This window comes from Collinsella sp. AF28-5AC, assembly GCF_003457875.1.
Taxonomy (GTDB): Bacteria; Actinomycetota; Coriobacteriia; order Coriobacteriales; family Coriobacteriaceae; genus Collinsella.
Window position 1 is genome coordinate 34,627 of sequence record NZ_QRTA01000006.1, and the last position, 17,332, is coordinate 51,958.

Consider the following 17,332-nt stretch of genomic DNA (forward strand, 5'->3'; position numbering starts at 1 on the left):
TGAGTCCTGGCCTCGCAAATCCATAGACGATTAGGAAAGGAGCCACTTCCATGCGGGCACAGCATGTACCACGCCGTGTTTGCATGGAATATCGGCCTGCTCATCCATGGTAACGATTACCGACTCGCCAAGATCAAACTGGGCCATCGCGGCATCGAGCGCGGCAATTTCGCGCTCGCGCGTTTTCTCGCTTGTCATATCCACACTTACCTGAATCAGGCCGTAAGCCTGCATGAGCAGTGCATCCCCAGCCACAAAGTCCACCTCATGGCTTTTATTCTTATCTTTAATCAGCAGGCGGCAAACCGAACCGGGCCGCACGGCGGGGGTCCTTCTTCTGAGCGCATTGAACACCGCGGTCTCGAGCCTCTGACCATGATCCAATGCCGATGCGGGGGAGAACGCTCCGAACATCGCAGGATCGACGGCGTAGACCTTAGACGCAGACCGCGTATTATTTGCAAGCGAACGCGTGAACTCCGGCACCGAAAACAGCAGGTAGGCGTCCTCGTAATACTCAAGTAAGTCGCTGAGCGTATTTCGACTGACGGATATCTGTCTGCTCTTGAACTCGTTGTACACTTTGTTCACTGACAGCTCTCGTCCCGAAGATGCCATGCACCGCGCCAGAAACAGCGAGGCCAAACGGGGGTTCTTGACGTCGTAACGTTCAACGACGTCCATGGCGACCGTTCGCGACGCATATTCCTGTAGCAGCTGAATCGCGTCTGCGGGCGTCTGCTCAAGTGTCGCGATGAATCCCCCTCGCTCGAGATATCCGACCAGATGGTGTCGGAGCAACGCTGCATCGCTCGAGGAGAAGGGTGCGTTCGACTCAGGAACGCTCCCCGTCTTATATCGGACGTATTCCGAAAAACTCAACGGAAAAAGCTCTCGCACAAGAGAACGGCCCCTGAACTCGCTCTTAAGTTCTGAGGACAGCATCTTAGAAGAAGATCCCGTCACGTAAACGGTCGCCTTCTCCGTATCGACCACGCGTCGCAGAAACGCACCCCATTCGGGTATTTCCTGGATCTCGTCAAAGAAAAGGTAGGCGCCCTCGCCTCGAGCAGCAGGATATAGTGCATAGAATGTATCGAGCACGTCCGCTAGTAGCGATGGCTCATACGGACGCAAGCGCTCATCCTCAAAATTGAAATATAGCATCCGGTCAAGCTCGACGCCTTGGCCCTGAAGCCGCCGTATCTCCTGATACAGGCGATACGTCTTTCCACAACGACGGGCGCCCACAATCACATATACGATGTTGTCGCGCTTTGGCTCCTGCGGGTTGCCCAGATCAAGGTCGCGCTCAAAGACCTGCGGAATCCCCTGTTGCTCAAAGTCCTTTATTTTTTGAGCCACCAAGTCGTTGAATGCCATAATTCTCCAATCTTGCTCTCCTGCTAATCAAGATTATAACGATTCTTGATTAGCAGGAGAGCAAGATTATGCGTATCTTGATTAATGGATAAGCAAGTTTTCTATTAGTGGCCCCTCCCGGAGGATATCGAGCGGCCGAGGGGGCAGGCATGAACGCCTCTAGCCGAAAACAAAGTAGCTAAAAAAGCCCCGTCCCAAATGAGCTACTTAGCGCCAGGGGTCGGCTTCGAAGAGGGGCTCGCGCTCGGGGCGACGATCGCTATAAGGATCGTAGCCGTCGTCATCCTCGTTCTCGGCACGGATATAGGGGTCGCGCGGCTTGGGCGCCGGTTTAGGCGCAGGCTTAGGTGCGGCGGGTGCGGCATCGGTCGCCGGCGTGTTCGTCTTGTTCTTGTCTGTCATCTGCATAGCTCCTTGCCATGTACTCACGTTCAACACCATCGATTGTCGCACGAAAAAGGGCGGCGGACCCGATTGGATCCGCCGCCCTTGGCGTTTTGCGATGAGGGGCGGTTTTAAAGCCGGCCCAAAATCTACTCGGCGTCGGGGACTTCGTAGGTGGCCGCCGGCGTGTTGTCGCACACGACGGTAAAGCCGCCGTCCTTGTCGACATCGACCGTCACCTGATCGCCCTCGCGCACCGTACCGTCGATGATGGCGGCGGCAATGGCATCCACGACCTCGCGCTGCACGAGACGCTTGAGCGGACGGGCACCAAAGACCGGGTCCAGGCCGCCCACGGCGAGCATCTGCTTGGCCGCCGGGGTGATGGCCAGCGTCATGCGCTCCTTGGCCAGACGCGCGCGGACGTCGGCGAGCTGGATGTCGACGATCTTCTCGATCTGCGCCATGCCGAGCGGATGGAACACCACGATATCGTCGATACGGTTGAGGAACTCGGGGCGGAAGGTTTGAGCCATGGCCCCGTCAACCTGATGGCGCATCTCCTCCTCGTCCTTGCCGGACAGATCGGCGATAGCCTTGGAGCCCACGTTGGACGTCATGATGATAATCGTGTTCTTGAAGGACACTTGGCGACCCTGACCGTCGGTCAAACGGCCGTCGTCGAGCACCTGCAGCAGCACGTTAAAGACATCCGGATGAGCCTTCTCCATCTCGTCGAGCAAGATCACGGAGTAGGGACGACGGCGCACGGCCTCGGTGAGCTGGCCGCCCTCGTCATAGCCCACGTATCCCGGGGGCGCACCGATCAGACGCTGGACGCTGAACTTCTCCATATACTCGGACATGTCGATACGCACGAGCGCGCGCTCGTCATCGAACAGGCACTCGGCCAGCGCCTTGGCGAGCTCGGTCTTGCCTACGCCGGTGGGGCCCAGGAAGAAGAAGCTGCCGATGGGCTTGTCTGGGTCGGAGAGACCCGCACGGCTGCGACGCACGGCCGCGGCTACAGCGGAGACGGCCTCGTCCTGACCGATAACGCGCTTATGCAGCTCGCCCTCCAAGCCCTTCAACTTGTCGAGCTCGCCCTGCATCATCTTGGACACGGGCACACCGGTCCAGGCGCTCACGACCTCGGCGATCTCGTCGGAGGTCACCTGTTCGTTGAGGCCCTCGCCGTCCTGCTGCTTTTGCGCCTCGAGCGCAGCCTCGGAATCCTGAATCTGCTGCTGCAGACCCGGGATCACAGAATAGCGAAGCTCGGACGCACGGCCCAGATCGCCGTTGCGCGTCGCGCGCTCCTCTTCGCTCTTGGCCGCGTCAAGCTGGCCCTTAAGCTCCTGCACGTGGTCGATGGCGTTCTTTTGGTTGAGCCAGCCGGCCTTTTGCACGTTGAGCTTTTCCTGGACTTCGGCAATCTCTTGGCGCAGAGCCTCCAAACGCTCCTTAGAGGCGTCGTCGGTCTCTTTCATGAGCGCCTGTTCCTCGATCTGCAGCTGGGTGAGCTGACGCGTGGTGGCGTCGATCTCGACCGGCATGCTGTCGAGCTCCATGCGCAAGCGGCTTGCCGCCTCATCGACCAGGTCGATGGCCTTGTCGGGCAGGAAGCGGTCGGCGATATAGCGATCGGAGAGGTCGGCAGCTGCCACGAGCGCACTATCGGTGATATGCACGCCGTGGAAGATCTCGTACTTCTCCTTGAGGCCACGCAGGATTGAAATGGTGTCCTCGACGGTAGGCTCGCTGACCATCACGGTCTGGAAACGACGGGCGAGTGCCGCGTCCTTCTCGATGTACTTGCGGTACTCGTCGAGCGTAGTCGCGCCGATTGCGTGCAAGTCGCCACGGGCGAGCGCCGGCTTGAGGATGTTGCCGGCATCCATGGAGCCCTCGGTGGCACCCGCGCCCACGATGGTGTGGAGCTCATCGATGAACAGGATGACCTTGCCTTGCGCCTTTTGCACTTCCTTGAGCACGGCCTTCAAGCGGTCCTCGAACTCGCCGCGATACTTGGCGCCGGCGACCAGCGCGCTCATGTCGAGCTCGATGAGGTCGCGGTCGCGCAGGGTGCTCGGTACGTCGCCGGCCACGATTCGCTGAGCAATGCCCTCGACGATGGCCGTCTTGCCGACGCCCGGCTCGCCGATAAGCACGGGGTTGTTCTTGGTGCGGCGGGACAGAACCTGAATAGTACGACGGATCTCGTCGGTACGGCCGATGACCGGGTCGAGCTTGCCGGCGCGAGCCAGATCGCAGATGTTGCGACCGTACTGCTCCAACGCCTCAAACTGCGTCTTGTCCTCGGCAGACGTCACGCGGTCATCGCCGCGCAGTTCCTCGTAGACTTGCTCGATGCGCTCCTTGGTCACGCCGGCGTCACGCAGCACGCGACCCGCCTCACCCTTGTCCTCGGCAAGTGCCATCAGCAGATGCTCGGTCACCACAAAGCTGTCGCCCATCTTGGTGGCCTTTTTCTCGGCCTTCTCGATCACGCGAACGAGCTCGTTGGACAGGCCCATCTGCTGACCCTCGCCCGACACCTTGGGCGCATGGTCGATGGCATCTTGTGTGGAGCGTGCGAGCTGAGCCGGGTCGGCACCGATGCGCTCGATGATCACGGAGATATTGCGCTCGCCGGCACCGAGCAGGGCAGACAGCAGGTGGATCGGCTCCACCGCGCCGGCCTGTGCATCGGCAGCCGTGCTCATGGCGGTCTGCAGCGCCTCGCGCGACGTCATTGCTAGCTTATCGATTCTCATGGAATCACCTCTCTTGGGGCGGCCGCCCTACGGGGCGGCTTCACGTTGTTCGAGAAGTATTGTTGCCAGCTTTACGCGATCTTATACACAAATCTAAGTCTCTATATATAAGATTTTCTGAGTGAATTACGGATAGGGTACTGAGATGTCAGCCCGCCGCTGCCCAGGCGCGCTACCGTCTCGATCTGTAACATCTAGCAGCCATTTTTGATCCTAGATGTTACAGATCGAGACAGACCGAAAACCACCACAAAGAGGACAGGCACCTTTGTGGTGGTCGCGGTCTCTACTCCTTCGCCGAACCCGTACTTCCCGATTCGACGGTCCAGGGCATCTCATCCTCGAACAGCCATGTACGGGCAGACCCACTATCGCGTGCAGTCTGCGGGTCAGGCAAGCAGGTCTGTTTATAGGCATCTTGGATACACTGACCCATAAAATCGTTGAGCTCGGTCTGGTCGCCCTCCATGACATAGGCGACATCGCCGTCCATGATGTAGATGCCCGGACCCTCATTGCCCTCGTAGCCCGGATCGTACGAGACATCACATAACTTTGCGCCGTTTGCAGTGTCCAGCTCGATGGACGAGTGGCATCCGCCAACCATGTCGTTCGCTTTTGCCCGATAGGACGCATATCCGTACCAACGCTTAAATGTTTTGCCCTTGAGTAGCTCGGACGCCCTATCGATCAGGCTTGTATCCGTGGTATAGCGCATGGCCCCAAGCTGAATACGCGGATAATTGCTAATGCCCAGCACAGCCGGCTGCTCATCAAAATCAACGGTAATGGTCTCGGGCTTGTCGTCGCCGGTCAGAAGTTCGACAGATTGAGTCACAGGCTTGACCACCGGCTCCGTCACCGCAGCAGGTAGAAATGCCATACCGACAGCGCCCGCGCCAACCACAGCGATCGCAAGCGCCAAGACAATCAATCCAATACGGGCAGAACGGCTCACGGCAAAACACCCCACAATGCAAACCTTCGCCACCTGCACTAATGATACCGCCAGCTAACACTATTACCAAAAGAAGCCGCGCGCTCCTCACCACCACAAAGGGGACAGGCACCTTTGTGGTGGTTTTCGACGCTAACGGTCGACCATCTCGCGCAATGAGATTAAACTTGAATTGCTCTCTGAACATATCCATTTCTGCCTATCCTCAACAGATCTTTGTCTCGAGGAGCGCATATGAAGCCGCCTCATTCCACCGGTCGCAACGTCATCGCCATTCTCGCCATACCCATCGTGATGCTCTTCCTTATCGTCATCACGCCCTTTTCCCTTGGTATCACCTCGCCCTTCGATTTATGCGGAATGGTCGACGCCGGCTCGCGTGCCACCTCGCTCTCCTTTATCTGTCGCGGCGTGTTTTACGAAGATGGAATTCCCACCGGAAGTTGGCAGTCAAAGTTGCCACTGCTCGGTCAGATCGACGGATGCTCCCCCTATTTCTGCCTTGGACCTCAGACGCTAAACTATCTAATCGACGACCAGCCACTCGACTTCATCACCCTCGCCTACGACTACGCACCAAACACCGATGAGCGCCACATGAACCAAGTCCTCGACAAGATGCTTGGACAGTGCGGGCTCACCGAGGAGGCCGGTCGAACCATCTATAGCAACCAGAAATTAAAGCGAACAGAACTCCGCCGTGTCGGAAAAATCAAAGGGCGAAACGGGGCCGCCTACTGGGATGCCTGGGCAACACGCGACAAGGGCGAATTCGGACACAGCACCTATATGGTCACTGTCTACACCAAAGACGGAATTAAGGACAATGTTGACGATTTCGCGTCATCCAAACTCGGCATCACCAAAACAACCAAACCCGCCAGCCCAGATGAAATTCTGTAGAGCCGCCCATTAACATGCCGCTCAACGATCACAACAGCATCGAGCTCGTCCCCACCACCACAAAGGTGCCTGCCCCCTTTGTGGTGGTTTTCAACAAAAAGAAGCCGCCCCGATAACAGAGGCGGCATCAAGCAAGTCTATTTATTAGCGTCCCTCAAGACCCAACGAGAACGTCGCAGTAGCCCCAGCCACACCTTTCCCTCGGGCGACCCTCGCGAAGCGCGTGAGCACGAGGGAAAGGTGTGTCCGGGGCGTACAGCAGAGTTACTCGGCAGCGGCCTTGAACTTGTTGTAGTTGATCAGGCAGCCGGCCTTGACGATGGCACGCTCTTCGGCCGTCATATCGGCAATATAGAGCTCAATCTGCTCGACCGCACCATCGGCGCGCACCACGTAGGCGGCGATGTCCTTCAGGTCGCCATCGAGCGCGGCACGGATACCCGGCACAAAGACGTAATCGCCCACCTCAAAGTTGGGCTCGGCCTCCATCTGGAAGGGCACCATGCCCCAGTTCATCACGTTGGAGCGATAGCGCTTGGTGGCGTACTCGTGGACGATGTTGGCCAGGCCGCCAATTACGCGCTGGCAGCTCGCGGCCTGCTCGCGGGCGCTGCCGTCGCCAGGCTTCTTGGCGTAAATCATGGAACCGAACTCGGTCGCCTTGGCATCGGCCGCGACACCCGCGCCGGCCAGCGCCTCAAACACACCGGCAAGCTCGGCATCGAACGCCGCCAGGTCGCCCGCGGACTCGCCGGCAACGCGACGCTTCTCCACAGCGTCGACCTCCTTGGAGCGACCCACGTAGGCCGGGTCGCGGCGGCTCAGCGTAAACTCAGCCAGGCCCAGCGGGTTGGAGCGGAAGGAGCTCGTCTCGCCCGAGGGAATGAGCTCGTCGGTCGTGGTGACCGGGTCCATGATCTTGGAGCAAACCTTGAGCAGGATGTCGTCGCCGAGCGGCTCCATCGCGGGCCACGGCTTGATGTTGGGGCCTTCGACCAGCTCGTCGGCAGGCTCCGCCTTGCCAAAGCCCCAGTACACGCGCTTCTTGTACGGCGCGTCGTCAAAGGTGTACTCGCAGGCCTCGTCCCAAGTGTCCTCGGGCAGGTCGGTCGCCGGCGTCAGGACGCCGCCGTTGGCAGCCGTTGCCGCAATGGAGCGGGCGTCCATCAGGGCCACGGCGCTCAGCTGGCCATTACCCGGCTTGGAACCCTCGCGGTTGGGGAAGTTGCGCGTGGTGTGACGGATCGAAAGGCCGTTGTTGGCGGGCGTGTCGCCGGCGCCGAAGCACGGGCCGCAGAATGCCGTGCGCACGATTGCGCCGGCCTCCATGAGGTCGTAGATGTAGCCGCGGCGTGTAAGTTCGAGCGCCACGGGCTGGCTCGTGGGATAGACCGACAGCGAGAACTCGCCGCAGCCGGTATTGGCGCCCTTGAGCACGCGGGCAGCCTGGACCACGGAGTCATAGTTGCCGCCCGAGCAGCCGGCGATAACGCCCTGCTGCACGTGCAGCTTGCCGTCGACGATCTTGTCGAGCAGGCTAAAGTGCGTCTTGCCCTCGCCGATCTTGGCGGCCTCGAGCTCCACCTCGTGCAGGATGTCCTCGAGGTTCTCGTTGAGCTCGTCGATCTCAAAGCCGTTGGAAGGATGGAACGGCAGTGCGATCATGGGCTTGATGCTCGACAGGTCGACCTCGACGCAACCGTCGTAGTAGGCGACATCGGCGGGCTTGAGCTCGCGATAGTCGTCGCCGCGGCCGTGCATGGTCAAAAACGCGTGCGTGTCCTCGTCGGTGGCCCAGATGCTCGACAGGCAGGTGGTCTCGGTGGTCATGACGTCAACGCCGTTGCGGTAGTCGGTCGTCATGCTCGCGATGCCCGGGCCCACAAACTCCATGACATTGTTCTTGACGTAGCCCTTGGCAAAGACGGCGCGAATGATGGCGAGCGCCACGTCGTGCGGGCCGACGCCGGGGCGCGGGGCGCCCGTGAGGTAGATGGCCACGACGCCGGGATAGGCGACATCGTAGGTGTCGCGCAGCAGCTGCTTTGCCAACTCGCCGCCGCCCTCGCCCACGGCTATGGTACCCAGGGCACCATAGCGGGTGTGCGAGTCGGAACCCAGGATCATCTTGCCGCAACCGGCGAAGTTCTCGCGCATAAAGGAGTGGATGACGGCGATGTGCGGCGGAACGAAGATGCCGCCGTACTTCTTGGCGGCCGAGAGACCGAAAACGTGGTCGTCCTCGTTGATGGTGCCGCCCACGGCGCACAGCGAGTTATGGCAGTTGGTGAGCACGTAAGGCAGCGGGAACTGCTCCATGCCCGAAGCGCGCGCCGTCTGGATGATGCCGACAAAGGTGATGTCGTGGCTCGCCATGGCATCGAAGCGAATCTTGAGTGCCTCGGGGTCGCCCGACGTATTGTGTGCCTGGAGGATCGAATACGCGATGGTGCCGCGTTTGGCATCCTCGGGCGCCTGCGTAATGCCACGCTCAGCAGCCTCGGCCACAGGCACAACCTCGCTACCGCCGCGCAGGTAGATGCCGTCCTCGTACAGCTTGACCATACTGTCTCCCACTCTGCCCAAAAGATTTGGGCGCATAGCATACATTCGTTCAATATCGTGCCATAGAACGGTTGCCAGCGGGTTACGAATCTGTACGTTCACTTTATCTCAGTAAAGCAAAGAACGAGTTGGGTGCCGGGGGCAGACTTAGACGCCGAAATGACGAGAGTGGATAATCTCCCACTTTGAGCCTGCAAACAGGCCAAAAACGGGAGATTATCCACTCTCATTCTGCGGGCACTCATTTAAGTCTGTCCCCAATGAGTGCCCGGCAGCGTCGGCGGAGCTATAGGTCGCTACCCGTACCTAGCAGCTTGCGCATGACTTGCTCGGGGTTGACCGAGCCGTCGCGCGGGGCCAGGGCGGTGATCTTCTTCTGCATCTTGTACTCGTGTAGCTCGTCCTCGAGCTGGCGAACGCGGGCGCGAAGCTTCTCGTTTTCGCGATCGCGCTCCTCGGCACGCTCCTTCATATCGAGAATGCGCACCACGCCGGCAAGGTTGATGCCCTCATCGGTCAGCTGGTTGATGAGCTCCAGGCGCTCGATATCGGCACGCGAATACAGACGCGTGTTGCCGCCCGAGCGCTGGGGGTTCACCAGGCCCTTGGACTCGTAGACGCGCAGAGTCTGCGGATGCATGCCGGTCAGCTCGGCCGCCACGCTGATCATGTACAGCGGTTTGTTCCTATTGTCCTCGGCCATGCCACCTGACCCCTTTCCGTCTCGTTATCGTCCATCATAAGCCCGCGGGCGTGGGCGTGCGCCGCGACCGCCCTAGTACGTCGCCTTGTAACGATTGACCTTCTCGCGATAGTCGCGCGTGTCGGCCTCACGCAGCTTGGTCATGGCATCGCGCTCGTCATCGGACAGGTTCGTGGGAACCTGCACCTTAATCTCGACGAGCAGCGCGCCTGTGCGGCCACGGTGCTTGACGTCGGGCGCACCCATCTCCTTAAAGCGGAACTTCTTGCCCGTCTGGGTGCCCGCAGGCACTTTCAGACGAACCGTCGCACCGCCGGGCGTGGGCACGTCCACCGTGCAGCCGAGCGCCGCCTCGTAGACCGAGACCGGTACCTCCATGGTCACGTCGGCGCCTTTGCGCTTAAACAGCGGGTGCTCCTCCACATGTGTGGTCACGACCAGGTCGCCGCGCTCGCCACCGGCAACGCCATACTCGCCGCGACGTTTGTAGCGCAGCTTGCCGCCGTCGACCGCGCCCGCGGGCACCGAGACCGTAATGGTTTGCTGTTCGCCCGTCGAGGGAATGCGGTAGGTGACCTTGTGCGTCACGCCGCGAAACGCGTCCTCGGCCGTCACATCGACGGTCAGCGACAGGTCGCCGCCCTTGCGAGCGCGACTGCGACCCGCGCCGGCATTGCCTGCAGCCCCGGCAAAGCCCGAGCCCCAATCGCTGCCCCAGGCGCCGTTACCGCTAAAGATGCTGTCGAAGATATCGCCCCAGCCGCTGGCGCCCGCGCCGGCACCGTAGCCGCCGCCATACGCGCCGCCCGCGCCCGGCATGCCGCCAAACATGAGCATCTGGTCGTACTCTTTGCGCTTCTTCTCGTCCGAAAGCGTCTCGTAGGCCTCGCTGATCTCCTTAAACTTGGCCTCGTCGCCGCCGGCGTCGGGGTGATATTTTTGCGCGAGCTTGCGAAACGCGCTCTTAATCTCTTTGTCGGAGGCGCTCTTGGATACGCCCAGGATGTCATAGAAGGTTTTGCCTGCAGCCATCGTAGCTCCTCTCCTGTTACATCCGCCGCCCCTGCGGACGGCGGCTCATGCTGTCATATGGCACTTGGCCAGAAAGGGCCCCGGGTGTTGCCCCGGGGCCCTTCTCAATTACTCCTCGGTGCTCTCGGCCGTATCGGCCGTAGCATCCTCGGGCGCCGCTTCGGGCTCCGGTGCGGGGCGCTTCTCGCCACCGTAGGTCACCGTCACCATCGCGGAACGCAGGATGCGATCTGCCATGCGGTAGCCCTTCTGGTACACGTCGTTGACGGTCTCGTCGTACTGCGATGCGTCCTCGACGCGACCCACAGCCTGGTGCTCGAGCGGATCGAACGCCTCGCCCTTGGGGTCGATGGGCTCAACGCCCTCGTGCGCAAACACATCGAGCAGCTTGGCATGCACCGCATCGACGCCATCGACGAACTGCTTAAAGTCGTCGGCAAGCTCTTGGCTGCGGGCATGGTCGATCGCGCGCTCGATATCGTCGATTACCGGCAACAGCGCGGTGACAAGCTTCTCAGTCGCGCGGTCGCGCTCGGCGATGCGCTCGTTGGCGGTGCGGCGACGGAAGTTCTCCCAGTCGGCCTGCAAACGGGCGGTGCGCTCGGTGGCGTCCTTCGCCTTGTCCTCGGCAGCCTTCTGAGCCTCTGCCGCAGCATCAAGCTCATTGCGCACGTCGGCAAGCTCCTTTTGGGCCTGCTCGAACTTGAGCTTAAAGTCGTTGTCGGCGGCTTCCTCACCGGCGCGGATAGCGGCTTCCACCATCTCGTCCTCGGTCATCGTCGCCTCCTTGTTGGAATCCTCTACCTGGTTCTCGGCAGCCTCGGCGGCCGGGGCCTCGTTGACCTCAGTATCGTCGACGGCCTCTACGGGAATCTTCACGTCCTTCTCCTCAGAGTCAACGGGGGCGGCGCCAGCGGCAGCCGCCTCCGTGCGAGCTTTACGGGCGGACATGATTACTTGTCCTCGTCGTCCACAACCTCGTAGTCGGCGTCGACAACGTCATCGTCGGCAGGCTGGGCACCGGCGGCACCGTCGGTCTGCTGCTGAGCGTCGGCGTAGACAACCTGGGCCAGCTCGTAGGCCACAGACTGCAGGGACTCGCCTGCGGCCTTGATGGCCTCGACGTCAGAGCCCTCGAGCGCCTTCTTGGCGTCGGCGATAGCGGCCTCGGCCTTGGACTTCACATCGGCGGAAACCTTGTCGCCCAGCTCGTTGAGGGTCTGCTCGGTGGAATAGCACAGGCTGTCGGTCTGGTTGCGGACCTCGACCTCTTCCTTCTGCTTCTTGTCCTCCTCGGCATGAGCCTCGGCGTCCTTGACCATACGATCGACTTCGTCGTCGGACAGAGCGGTGGAGCCGGAAATGGTGATCTGCTGCTCCTTGCCGGTGCCCTTGTCCTTAGCGGAGACCTTGACGATGCCGTTGGCGTCGATGTCGAAGGTGACCTCGATCTGCGGCACGCCGCGGCGGGCAGCCGGGATACCGGTCAGCTGGAACTTACCGAGCGACTTGTTGTCGCGGGCAAGCTCGCGCTCGCCCTGGAGCACGTTGATTTCGACGCTGGTCTGGTTGTCGGCAGCGGTGGAGTAGACCTCGGTCTTGGAGGTCGGGATCGTGGTGTTGCGGTCGATCATCTTGGTCATGATGCCGCCCATGGTCTCAACGCCCAGCGACAGCGGGGTAACGTCGAGCAGCAGGATGCCCTCGACGTCGCCGGTGAGCACGCCGCCCTGGACGGCAGCGCCGTCGGCAACGACCTCGTCGGGGTTCACGGACATGTTGGGCTGCTTGCCGGTCATGGTCTTGACGAGCTCCTGGACGGCGGGCATACGGGTGGAGCCGCCGACGAGGATGACCTCGGTCAGATCGGAGAGCTTAAGCTTGGCGTCGCGCAGGGCGTTGGTGACAGGCTGCTTGCAGCGCTCGAGCAGGTCGCGGGTGATCTTCTCGAACTCGGCGCGGGTCAGCGTGTAGTTGAGGTGCAGCGGGCCGGACTGGTTCATGGTAATGAACGGCAGGTTGATGGTGGTCTGCTGGGCGGCGGAGAGCTCCTTCTTGGCGTTCTCGGCGGCCTCCTTCAGACGCTGCAGGGCCATGGGGTCCTGACGCAGGTCGACACCGTTCTCCTGCTGGAACTTATCGGCCATCCAGTCGATGACGCGCTGATCCCAGTCGTCGCCGCCCAGGTGGTTGTCGCCCGAGGTGGACAGAACCTCAAACACGCCGTCGGCGAGGTCGAGGATGGAGACGTCGAAGGTGCCGCCGCCCAGGTCGAAGACCAGGATGCGCTGGTCGGAGCCCTGCTTGTCCAGGCCATAGGCCAGAGCAGCAGCGGTCGGCTCGTTGACGATACGCTTGACGTTAAGGCCGGCGATCTTACCGGCGTCCTTGGTGGCCTGGCGCTGGGCGTCGTTGAAGTAGGCCGGGACGGTGATGACGGCGTCGGTGACGGTCTCGCCCAGGTACTTCTCGGCGTCGGCCTTCATCTTTGCGAGCACCATGGCGCTCACCTGCTCGGCGGTGTAATCCTTGCCCTCGATGTCGACGACGGCACGGCCACCCTGGCCCTCCTTGACCTCATACGGCACGGTCTTGAGCTCGGAGGTGCACTCGGAGTACTTGCGGCCCATGAAGCGCTTGATGGAGAACACGGTGTTCTTGGGGTTGGTGACAGCCTGGTTCTTAGCGGCCTTGCCCACGACGCGATCGCCGTCGGCACGGAAGCCCACGACGGACGGAGTGGTGCGGTCGCCCTCGGCGTTCACGATGATGGTCGGAGAACCGCCCTCGAGGACGGCCATAGCGGAGTTAGTAGTACCAAGGTCGATACCAAGAATCTTGCCCATTAGAAATTCCCTCTCTCTTTTGCGTTCGCGCCGCCTCGACGGTCTGTCACGCGGCGCTTCGGCTTGTCTTTCAGGATGTAGTGTATCCCCTTATGGGCCGGAATATACAAAATCTAAGTCAATTCATATAAGATTTCTTATTGCCGAGAGTTTAGGTTCTCAAATGCGCAGGTAGACGCGCTGATTGAGTTCTCGGCAAATCTATTGAGATCTATGTAGAGATGGCTGAGGTTTGGATCTGGGGGTACCTGGGGCGGTCTTGGGGCAACCCCGAGGAAGGCGTGACCCGTTTTGAGCGTCGATTCCGGGACACGCTTTCCAAAAGCCCACTCAATTGCTCAATATTTCAAGTCACCTTTAGCTAACATTTGCGTAGCTCAACGGCCCCACCTGCACGTTTTTTAGTAAACCTTGACATACTCGGCGAACGGTATGAAGATGCCGGCCAGAGGGTATTGCAAACGGTCGCTCCCGTGGTATGTTTTTGCCCGAATCAAACCGGCGCACATCGCCTGTAGCGTCGGTCAACAGAGAGGAAACTACCATGGCTCATCCCGTAATTGATGCCGACGAGTGCATCGCTTGTGGCGTTTGCGTCGACTCCTGCCCCGCTGGCGTTCTGGAGCTCCAGGACGTCGCTACTGTCGCTGACGAGGATTCCTGCGTCGCCTGTGGCGCTTGCCAGGACGCTTGCCCCGCCGGCGCGATCACCGAGATCGTCGAGGAGTAACAACTCCCCCACTTGCACACTCAAAAGTACACCGTGCACAAAAAGGAGGCCCCGCATCGCCGCGGAGGCCTCCTTTTTTGCATTCGTGGGCAGCTAATTTGGCACCGCCGTTGGTTGAACTCGCGCCAGCGAAAACGCCCCATTTGAGGCAAGGTGGCCTGAAAGAGGAGGGAAGCGTACTTTGGTACGCGACCGACGATTGAAGGCCAGATTGCCCAAATGGGGCGTTTGCAGCGTCGGCTAAGAGAGATCGTCTTCGTAGGGCATCAGGTCTGCTAGGTAGCCTTTCTCCTTGAGCATCGCCTCGATCTCGTCGAGGGTTTGCTCGTCCTCCGCCGCGATGCGATGGAAGTGATAGCCGCTCGTCACCGTTAGTAGCGGGAAACTCTTGCCGCTCTCGATATCGTGCAGGTAGCGCTCAACATCGCGACGATTGCGGATGTCCAGGTCGGCCGTGATCTTACCGTACACGCGGTGATTGACGATCACGTTGAGCACGGCGCCTCCGGCGTCGACGATACTCGTAAGCTCATCGTCTGCCTGCTCCACGCCGTGGCGAACCTTGACCAAGCGCGTGGGCACAGCGGGGCTGCTGGGGGCCTCCTGCAGCACGTAGCCGCGATTGGTCGCCACGATATCGTGCCCATCGGCGCGCAGCAGGGCGATGTCTTGCACGACAATCTGGCGGCTCACACCCACCTCACGAGCAAGTGCGCTGCCGGAGACGGGGCCCTTGGCTCGCTCGAGCACGCCCATGATGGCACGGCGACGCTCGCGGGCGTCCATTATTTACCGTCCAGCAGACGCAGGTGCTTAAGCGAGAGGTCGAGAATCGGCGCAGAGTGCGTCAGCGCCCCCGAGCTAATAAAGTCAACGCCCAGGTCGGCGAGTGCACGGATATTGCTGGCGTCCACATTGCCCGAGCACTCGGTCTTGGCGCGGCCGGCGATAAGCTCAATCGCGGCAGCCATGTCGTCGTGGGTCATGTTGTCGAGCATGATGATATCGGCGCCGGCCTCCACAGCCTCGCGCACCATGTCCAGGTTTTCGCACTCGATCTCGACCGTCGCGGTAAACGATGCGTGGGCGCGTGCCATCTCGATCGCGCGCGTCACGCCACCGGCGGCATCGATGTGGTTGTCCTTGAGCATGACGGCCGTCGACAGGTTGTAACGGTGGTTGCTGCCGCCGCCGATCTCGACCGCGGCCTTCTCGAAAACGCGCATGCCCGGCGTGGTCTTGCGTGTGTCGACGAGCACGGTCTTGGTACCCTCGAGCGCCGCTGCCATGTTGTGCGTATAGGTAGCGATGCCGCTCATGCGCTGCAGGTAGTTGAGCGCCACGCGCTCGCCCGAAAGCAGCACGCGCGCATCGCCGCGCACCTGGCCCACGTGGTCGCCGGCGTGCACCTCGTCACCGTCGGCAACATCAAACAGCACCGAGCTCTGCGAATCCAGCAGCTCAAAGGTGCGGGCGAACACATCCAAGCCCGCGATGATGCCATCGGCCTTGGCGATGAGCTCCACCGTGGCGGGGCGCGCCGTGGGGCACACGCTCGCCGTGCTCACGTCCTCAAACGTAATGTCCTCGCGTAGAGCCTGCAGAATCAGATCATCGACGACGAGCTTCATGGTAATGGGATTCATGGTCTACTCCTCTGCGGCCTGCGTGCCGGCGGCACGGGCCAAATCATCGATTGCAAGGGTATCGGAACTCAGGGCGCGATGGCGTCCATCGAGCGCGGGCTCGCCCGCCTGCTCCACGGCCAGCGACTCTCCGGTGCGCATGTACCACGCGGCGCGACGACCCCAGACCAGCGCCTCGAGCAGACTATTTGATGCAAGGCGATTCTTGCCGTGAACGCCGTTGCAGGCCGTCTCACCGGCTGCGTAGAGCTCGGGCATCGAGGTGCGGCCGTCCTTGTCGACCCACACGCCGCCCATAAAGTAGTGCTGCGTAGGCGTAACGGGGATGGGCTCGTCCAAGATGTCGCGGCCGTCCTCCAAGCAGCGTGCGCGAATGTTGGCAAAGTGCCCGGTCACTACATCGCGCTCGACGGGGGCAAAGCTCAGCCACTCGTGCTCGGTACCGTCCCGCTTCATCTGCTCGCGAACAGCGGCAGCGACCACATCGCGCGGCTGAAGCTCGTCGGTAAAGCGCTCACCGGCGGCGTTGAGCAAAATCGCGCCCTCGCCGCGGCAGCTCTCGCTGATCAGGAAGGTGCGGCCTGGCTGCGGCGAGAACAGTCCCGTGGGGTGGATCTGCACGTAGTCCAGGTGCTCCATCTTAATGCCATGCTCCTGAGCGATGTAGCAGGCATCGCCCGTGAGCTGCGGATAGTTGGTCGAGTGGTCGTATATGCCGCCGATGCCGCCCGTTGCCCACAGCGTGTGGCGGGCATGGATCTTAAACGGCTCGCCGGCATGCGCGCCCTCGGCGGCATTTATCAGCTCGTCGGCGGGGCGGACCGAGTTGTCCTCGTCCACGGGAACGGCGACGACACCGGCACACACCGTGGCGCCGTCACGCTCGCCCGTCAGGATGTCGGTCATGGCCACGTGCTCCAAAATCTGCACGTTATCCAGTTTGCGAACGGCCTGAAGCAGCTTGGTCGTGATCTCCTTGCCCGTAATGTCGGCATGGAAGGCAATGCGCGGGCGGCTGTGCGCACCCTCGCGGGTAAAGTCGAGGCTGCCGTCGGCCTTGCGCTCAAAGTCCACGCCCATCGCCAGCAGGTCGTTGATGACCGAGCGGCTCGAGCGGATCATGATGTCGACGCTCTCGCGGCGGTTCTCGTAGTGGCCGGCGTGCATGGTGTCCTCAAAGAAGGCATCGTAGTCCGAGCCCTCGGGCAGCACGCAAATGCCGCCCTGCGCGAGCATCGAATCGCACTCGTCGACAGCGCCCTTGGAGAGCATGATCACGCGCGTGCTCGTCGGCAGATTGAGGGCCGCGTACAGGCCCGCCACGCCGCAACCGGCAATGACAACGTCGCACTCCATGTCGGGGTATTGTTTGGTTTCCACAGGAATCCTCTCCCTTGTTATGTGA

The 17,332-nt window shown here is 61.2% G+C and carries 14 protein-coding genes; 2 read left to right on the plus strand and 12 right to left on the minus strand.

Features of this window, described 5'->3' with window-relative positions; genetic code table 11:
- Window positions 1-30: 30 nt before the first annotated feature.
- The 4 genes from DWZ01_RS05625 to DWZ01_RS05640 form a co-directional block, all read right to left on the minus strand.
- Complete coding sequence (locus tag DWZ01_RS05625) at window positions 31-1,383, minus strand: ATP-binding protein (protein WP_055250796.1); 1,353 nt, start codon at window positions 1,381-1,383, stop codon at window positions 31-33.
- Window positions 1,384-1,590: 207 nt separating this feature from the next.
- Window positions 1,591-1,785, minus strand: coding sequence for a hypothetical protein (locus DWZ01_RS05630; RefSeq protein WP_232049598.1), 195 nt, complete (start codon window positions 1,783-1,785; stop codon window positions 1,591-1,593).
- A gap of 131 nt (window positions 1,786-1,916) precedes the next feature.
- Window positions 1,917-4,544, minus strand: coding sequence for an ATP-dependent chaperone ClpB (clpB, locus tag DWZ01_RS05635; RefSeq protein ID WP_117848331.1), 2,628 nt, complete (start codon window positions 4,542-4,544; stop codon window positions 1,917-1,919).
- A gap of 286 nt (window positions 4,545-4,830) precedes the next feature.
- The gene (locus DWZ01_RS05640) at window positions 4,831-5,502 is read right to left on the minus strand and encodes a hypothetical protein (RefSeq protein WP_147329350.1); all 672 of its coding nucleotides are present in this window, start codon (window positions 5,500-5,502) and stop codon (window positions 4,831-4,833) included.
- 234 nt (window positions 5,503-5,736) lie between these two features.
- Here DWZ01_RS05640 and DWZ01_RS05645 point away from each other — a divergent pair, with 234 nt between their 5' ends.
- Window positions 5,737-6,405: a hypothetical protein gene (locus DWZ01_RS05645; RefSeq protein WP_117848332.1), complete on the plus strand. Its 669-nt coding sequence runs from the start codon at window positions 5,737-5,739 to the stop codon at window positions 6,403-6,405.
- Window positions 6,406-6,669: 264 nt separating this feature from the next.
- Here the strand turns inward: DWZ01_RS05645 and DWZ01_RS05650 are convergent, their stop codons facing one another.
- The 5 genes from DWZ01_RS05650 to dnaK form a co-directional block, all read right to left on the minus strand.
- Window positions 6,670-8,970, minus strand: coding sequence for a hydratase (locus DWZ01_RS05650; protein ID WP_117848333.1), 2,301 nt, complete (start codon window positions 8,968-8,970; stop codon window positions 6,670-6,672).
- A gap of 286 nt (window positions 8,971-9,256) precedes the next feature.
- Window positions 9,257-9,673, minus strand: a complete 417-nt coding sequence (locus DWZ01_RS05655) for a heat shock protein transcriptional repressor HspR (RefSeq protein WP_117848334.1) — start codon at window positions 9,671-9,673, stop codon at window positions 9,257-9,259.
- A 72-nt stretch (window positions 9,674-9,745) separates the two neighbouring features.
- A complete protein-coding gene (locus DWZ01_RS05660; RefSeq protein ID WP_117820970.1) occupies window positions 9,746-10,705 on the minus strand; it encodes a DnaJ C-terminal domain-containing protein in 960 nt (319 codons plus the stop codon).
- 108 nt (window positions 10,706-10,813) lie between these two features.
- A complete protein-coding gene (locus tag DWZ01_RS05665; protein ID WP_117848335.1) occupies window positions 10,814-11,656 on the minus strand; it encodes a nucleotide exchange factor GrpE in 843 nt (280 codons plus the stop codon).
- Window positions 11,657-11,658: 2 nt separating this feature from the next.
- Window positions 11,659-13,551 carry a molecular chaperone DnaK gene (gene dnaK, locus DWZ01_RS05670; RefSeq protein ID WP_117848336.1) on the minus strand — a complete coding sequence of 631 codons (1,893 nt, stop codon included), beginning with the start codon at window positions 13,549-13,551 and terminating at the stop codon, window positions 11,659-11,661.
- Between the two features lie 544 nt (window positions 13,552-14,095).
- Between dnaK and DWZ01_RS05675 the strand changes: the two genes are divergently transcribed.
- Window positions 14,096-14,281, plus strand: coding sequence for a DUF362 domain-containing protein (locus tag DWZ01_RS05675; RefSeq protein WP_006235216.1), 186 nt, complete (start codon window positions 14,096-14,098; stop codon window positions 14,279-14,281).
- A 240-nt stretch (window positions 14,282-14,521) separates the two neighbouring features.
- Here the strand turns inward: DWZ01_RS05675 and DWZ01_RS05680 are convergent, their stop codons facing one another.
- From DWZ01_RS05680 to DWZ01_RS05690, 3 genes are read right to left on the minus strand one after another with little or no spacing between them, the layout of a single operon-like run.
- Window positions 14,522-15,067 (minus strand): transcription repressor NadR, encoded by a 546-nt coding sequence (locus DWZ01_RS05680; protein ID WP_117848338.1) that lies wholly within the window; start codon window positions 15,065-15,067, stop codon window positions 14,522-14,524.
- Complete coding sequence (gene nadC, locus DWZ01_RS05685; protein WP_117848339.1) at window positions 15,067-15,927, minus strand: carboxylating nicotinate-nucleotide diphosphorylase; 861 nt, start codon at window positions 15,925-15,927, stop codon at window positions 15,067-15,069. The genes DWZ01_RS05680 and nadC overlap by 1 nt, the downstream gene beginning before the upstream one ends.
- Window positions 15,928-15,930: 3 nt before the next feature.
- Complete coding sequence (locus DWZ01_RS05690; protein WP_233506178.1) at window positions 15,931-17,307, minus strand: L-aspartate oxidase; 1,377 nt, start codon at window positions 17,305-17,307, stop codon at window positions 15,931-15,933.
- Window positions 17,308-17,332: the final 25 nt, after the last annotated feature.

Excerpts from the sequence above, each read along its gene's own strand:
- DWZ01_RS05655 (WP_117848334.1), bottom strand. The coding sequence starts at position 9,673 with ATGGCCGAGGACAATAGGAACAAACCGCTGTACATGATCAGCGTGGCG.
- nadC (WP_117848339.1), bottom strand. The coding sequence starts at position 15,927 with ATGAATCCCATTACCATGAAGCTCGTCGTCGATGATCTGATTCTGCAG.
- DWZ01_RS05675 (WP_006235216.1), top strand. The coding sequence starts at position 14,096 with ATGGCTCATCCCGTAATTGATGCCGACGAGTGCATCGCTTGTGGCGTT.
- DWZ01_RS05625 (WP_055250796.1), bottom strand. The coding sequence starts at position 1,383 with ATGGCATTCAACGACTTGGTGGCTCAAAAAATAAAGGACTTTGAGCAA.
- clpB (WP_117848331.1), bottom strand. The coding sequence starts at position 4,544 with ATGAGAATCGATAAGCTAGCAATGACGTCGCGCGAGGCGCTGCAGACC.
- DWZ01_RS05650 (WP_117848333.1), bottom strand. The coding sequence starts at position 8,970 with ATGGTCAAGCTGTACGAGGACGGCATCTACCTGCGCGGCGGTAGCGAG.
- dnaK (WP_117848336.1), bottom strand. The coding sequence starts at position 13,551 with ATGGGCAAGATTCTTGGTATCGACCTTGGTACTACTAACTCCGCTATG.
- DWZ01_RS05645 (WP_117848332.1), top strand. The coding sequence starts at position 5,737 with ATGAAGCCGCCTCATTCCACCGGTCGCAACGTCATCGCCATTCTCGCC.
- DWZ01_RS05630 (WP_232049598.1), bottom strand. The coding sequence starts at position 1,785 with ATGACAGACAAGAACAAGACGAACACGCCGGCGACCGATGCCGCACCC.
- DWZ01_RS05665 (WP_117848335.1), bottom strand. The coding sequence starts at position 11,656 with ATGTCCGCCCGTAAAGCTCGCACGGAGGCGGCTGCCGCTGGCGCCGCC.
- DWZ01_RS05660 (WP_117820970.1), bottom strand. The coding sequence starts at position 10,705 with ATGGCTGCAGGCAAAACCTTCTATGACATCCTGGGCGTATCCAAGAGC.
- DWZ01_RS05680 (WP_117848338.1), bottom strand. The coding sequence starts at position 15,067 with ATGGACGCCCGCGAGCGTCGCCGTGCCATCATGGGCGTGCTCGAGCGA.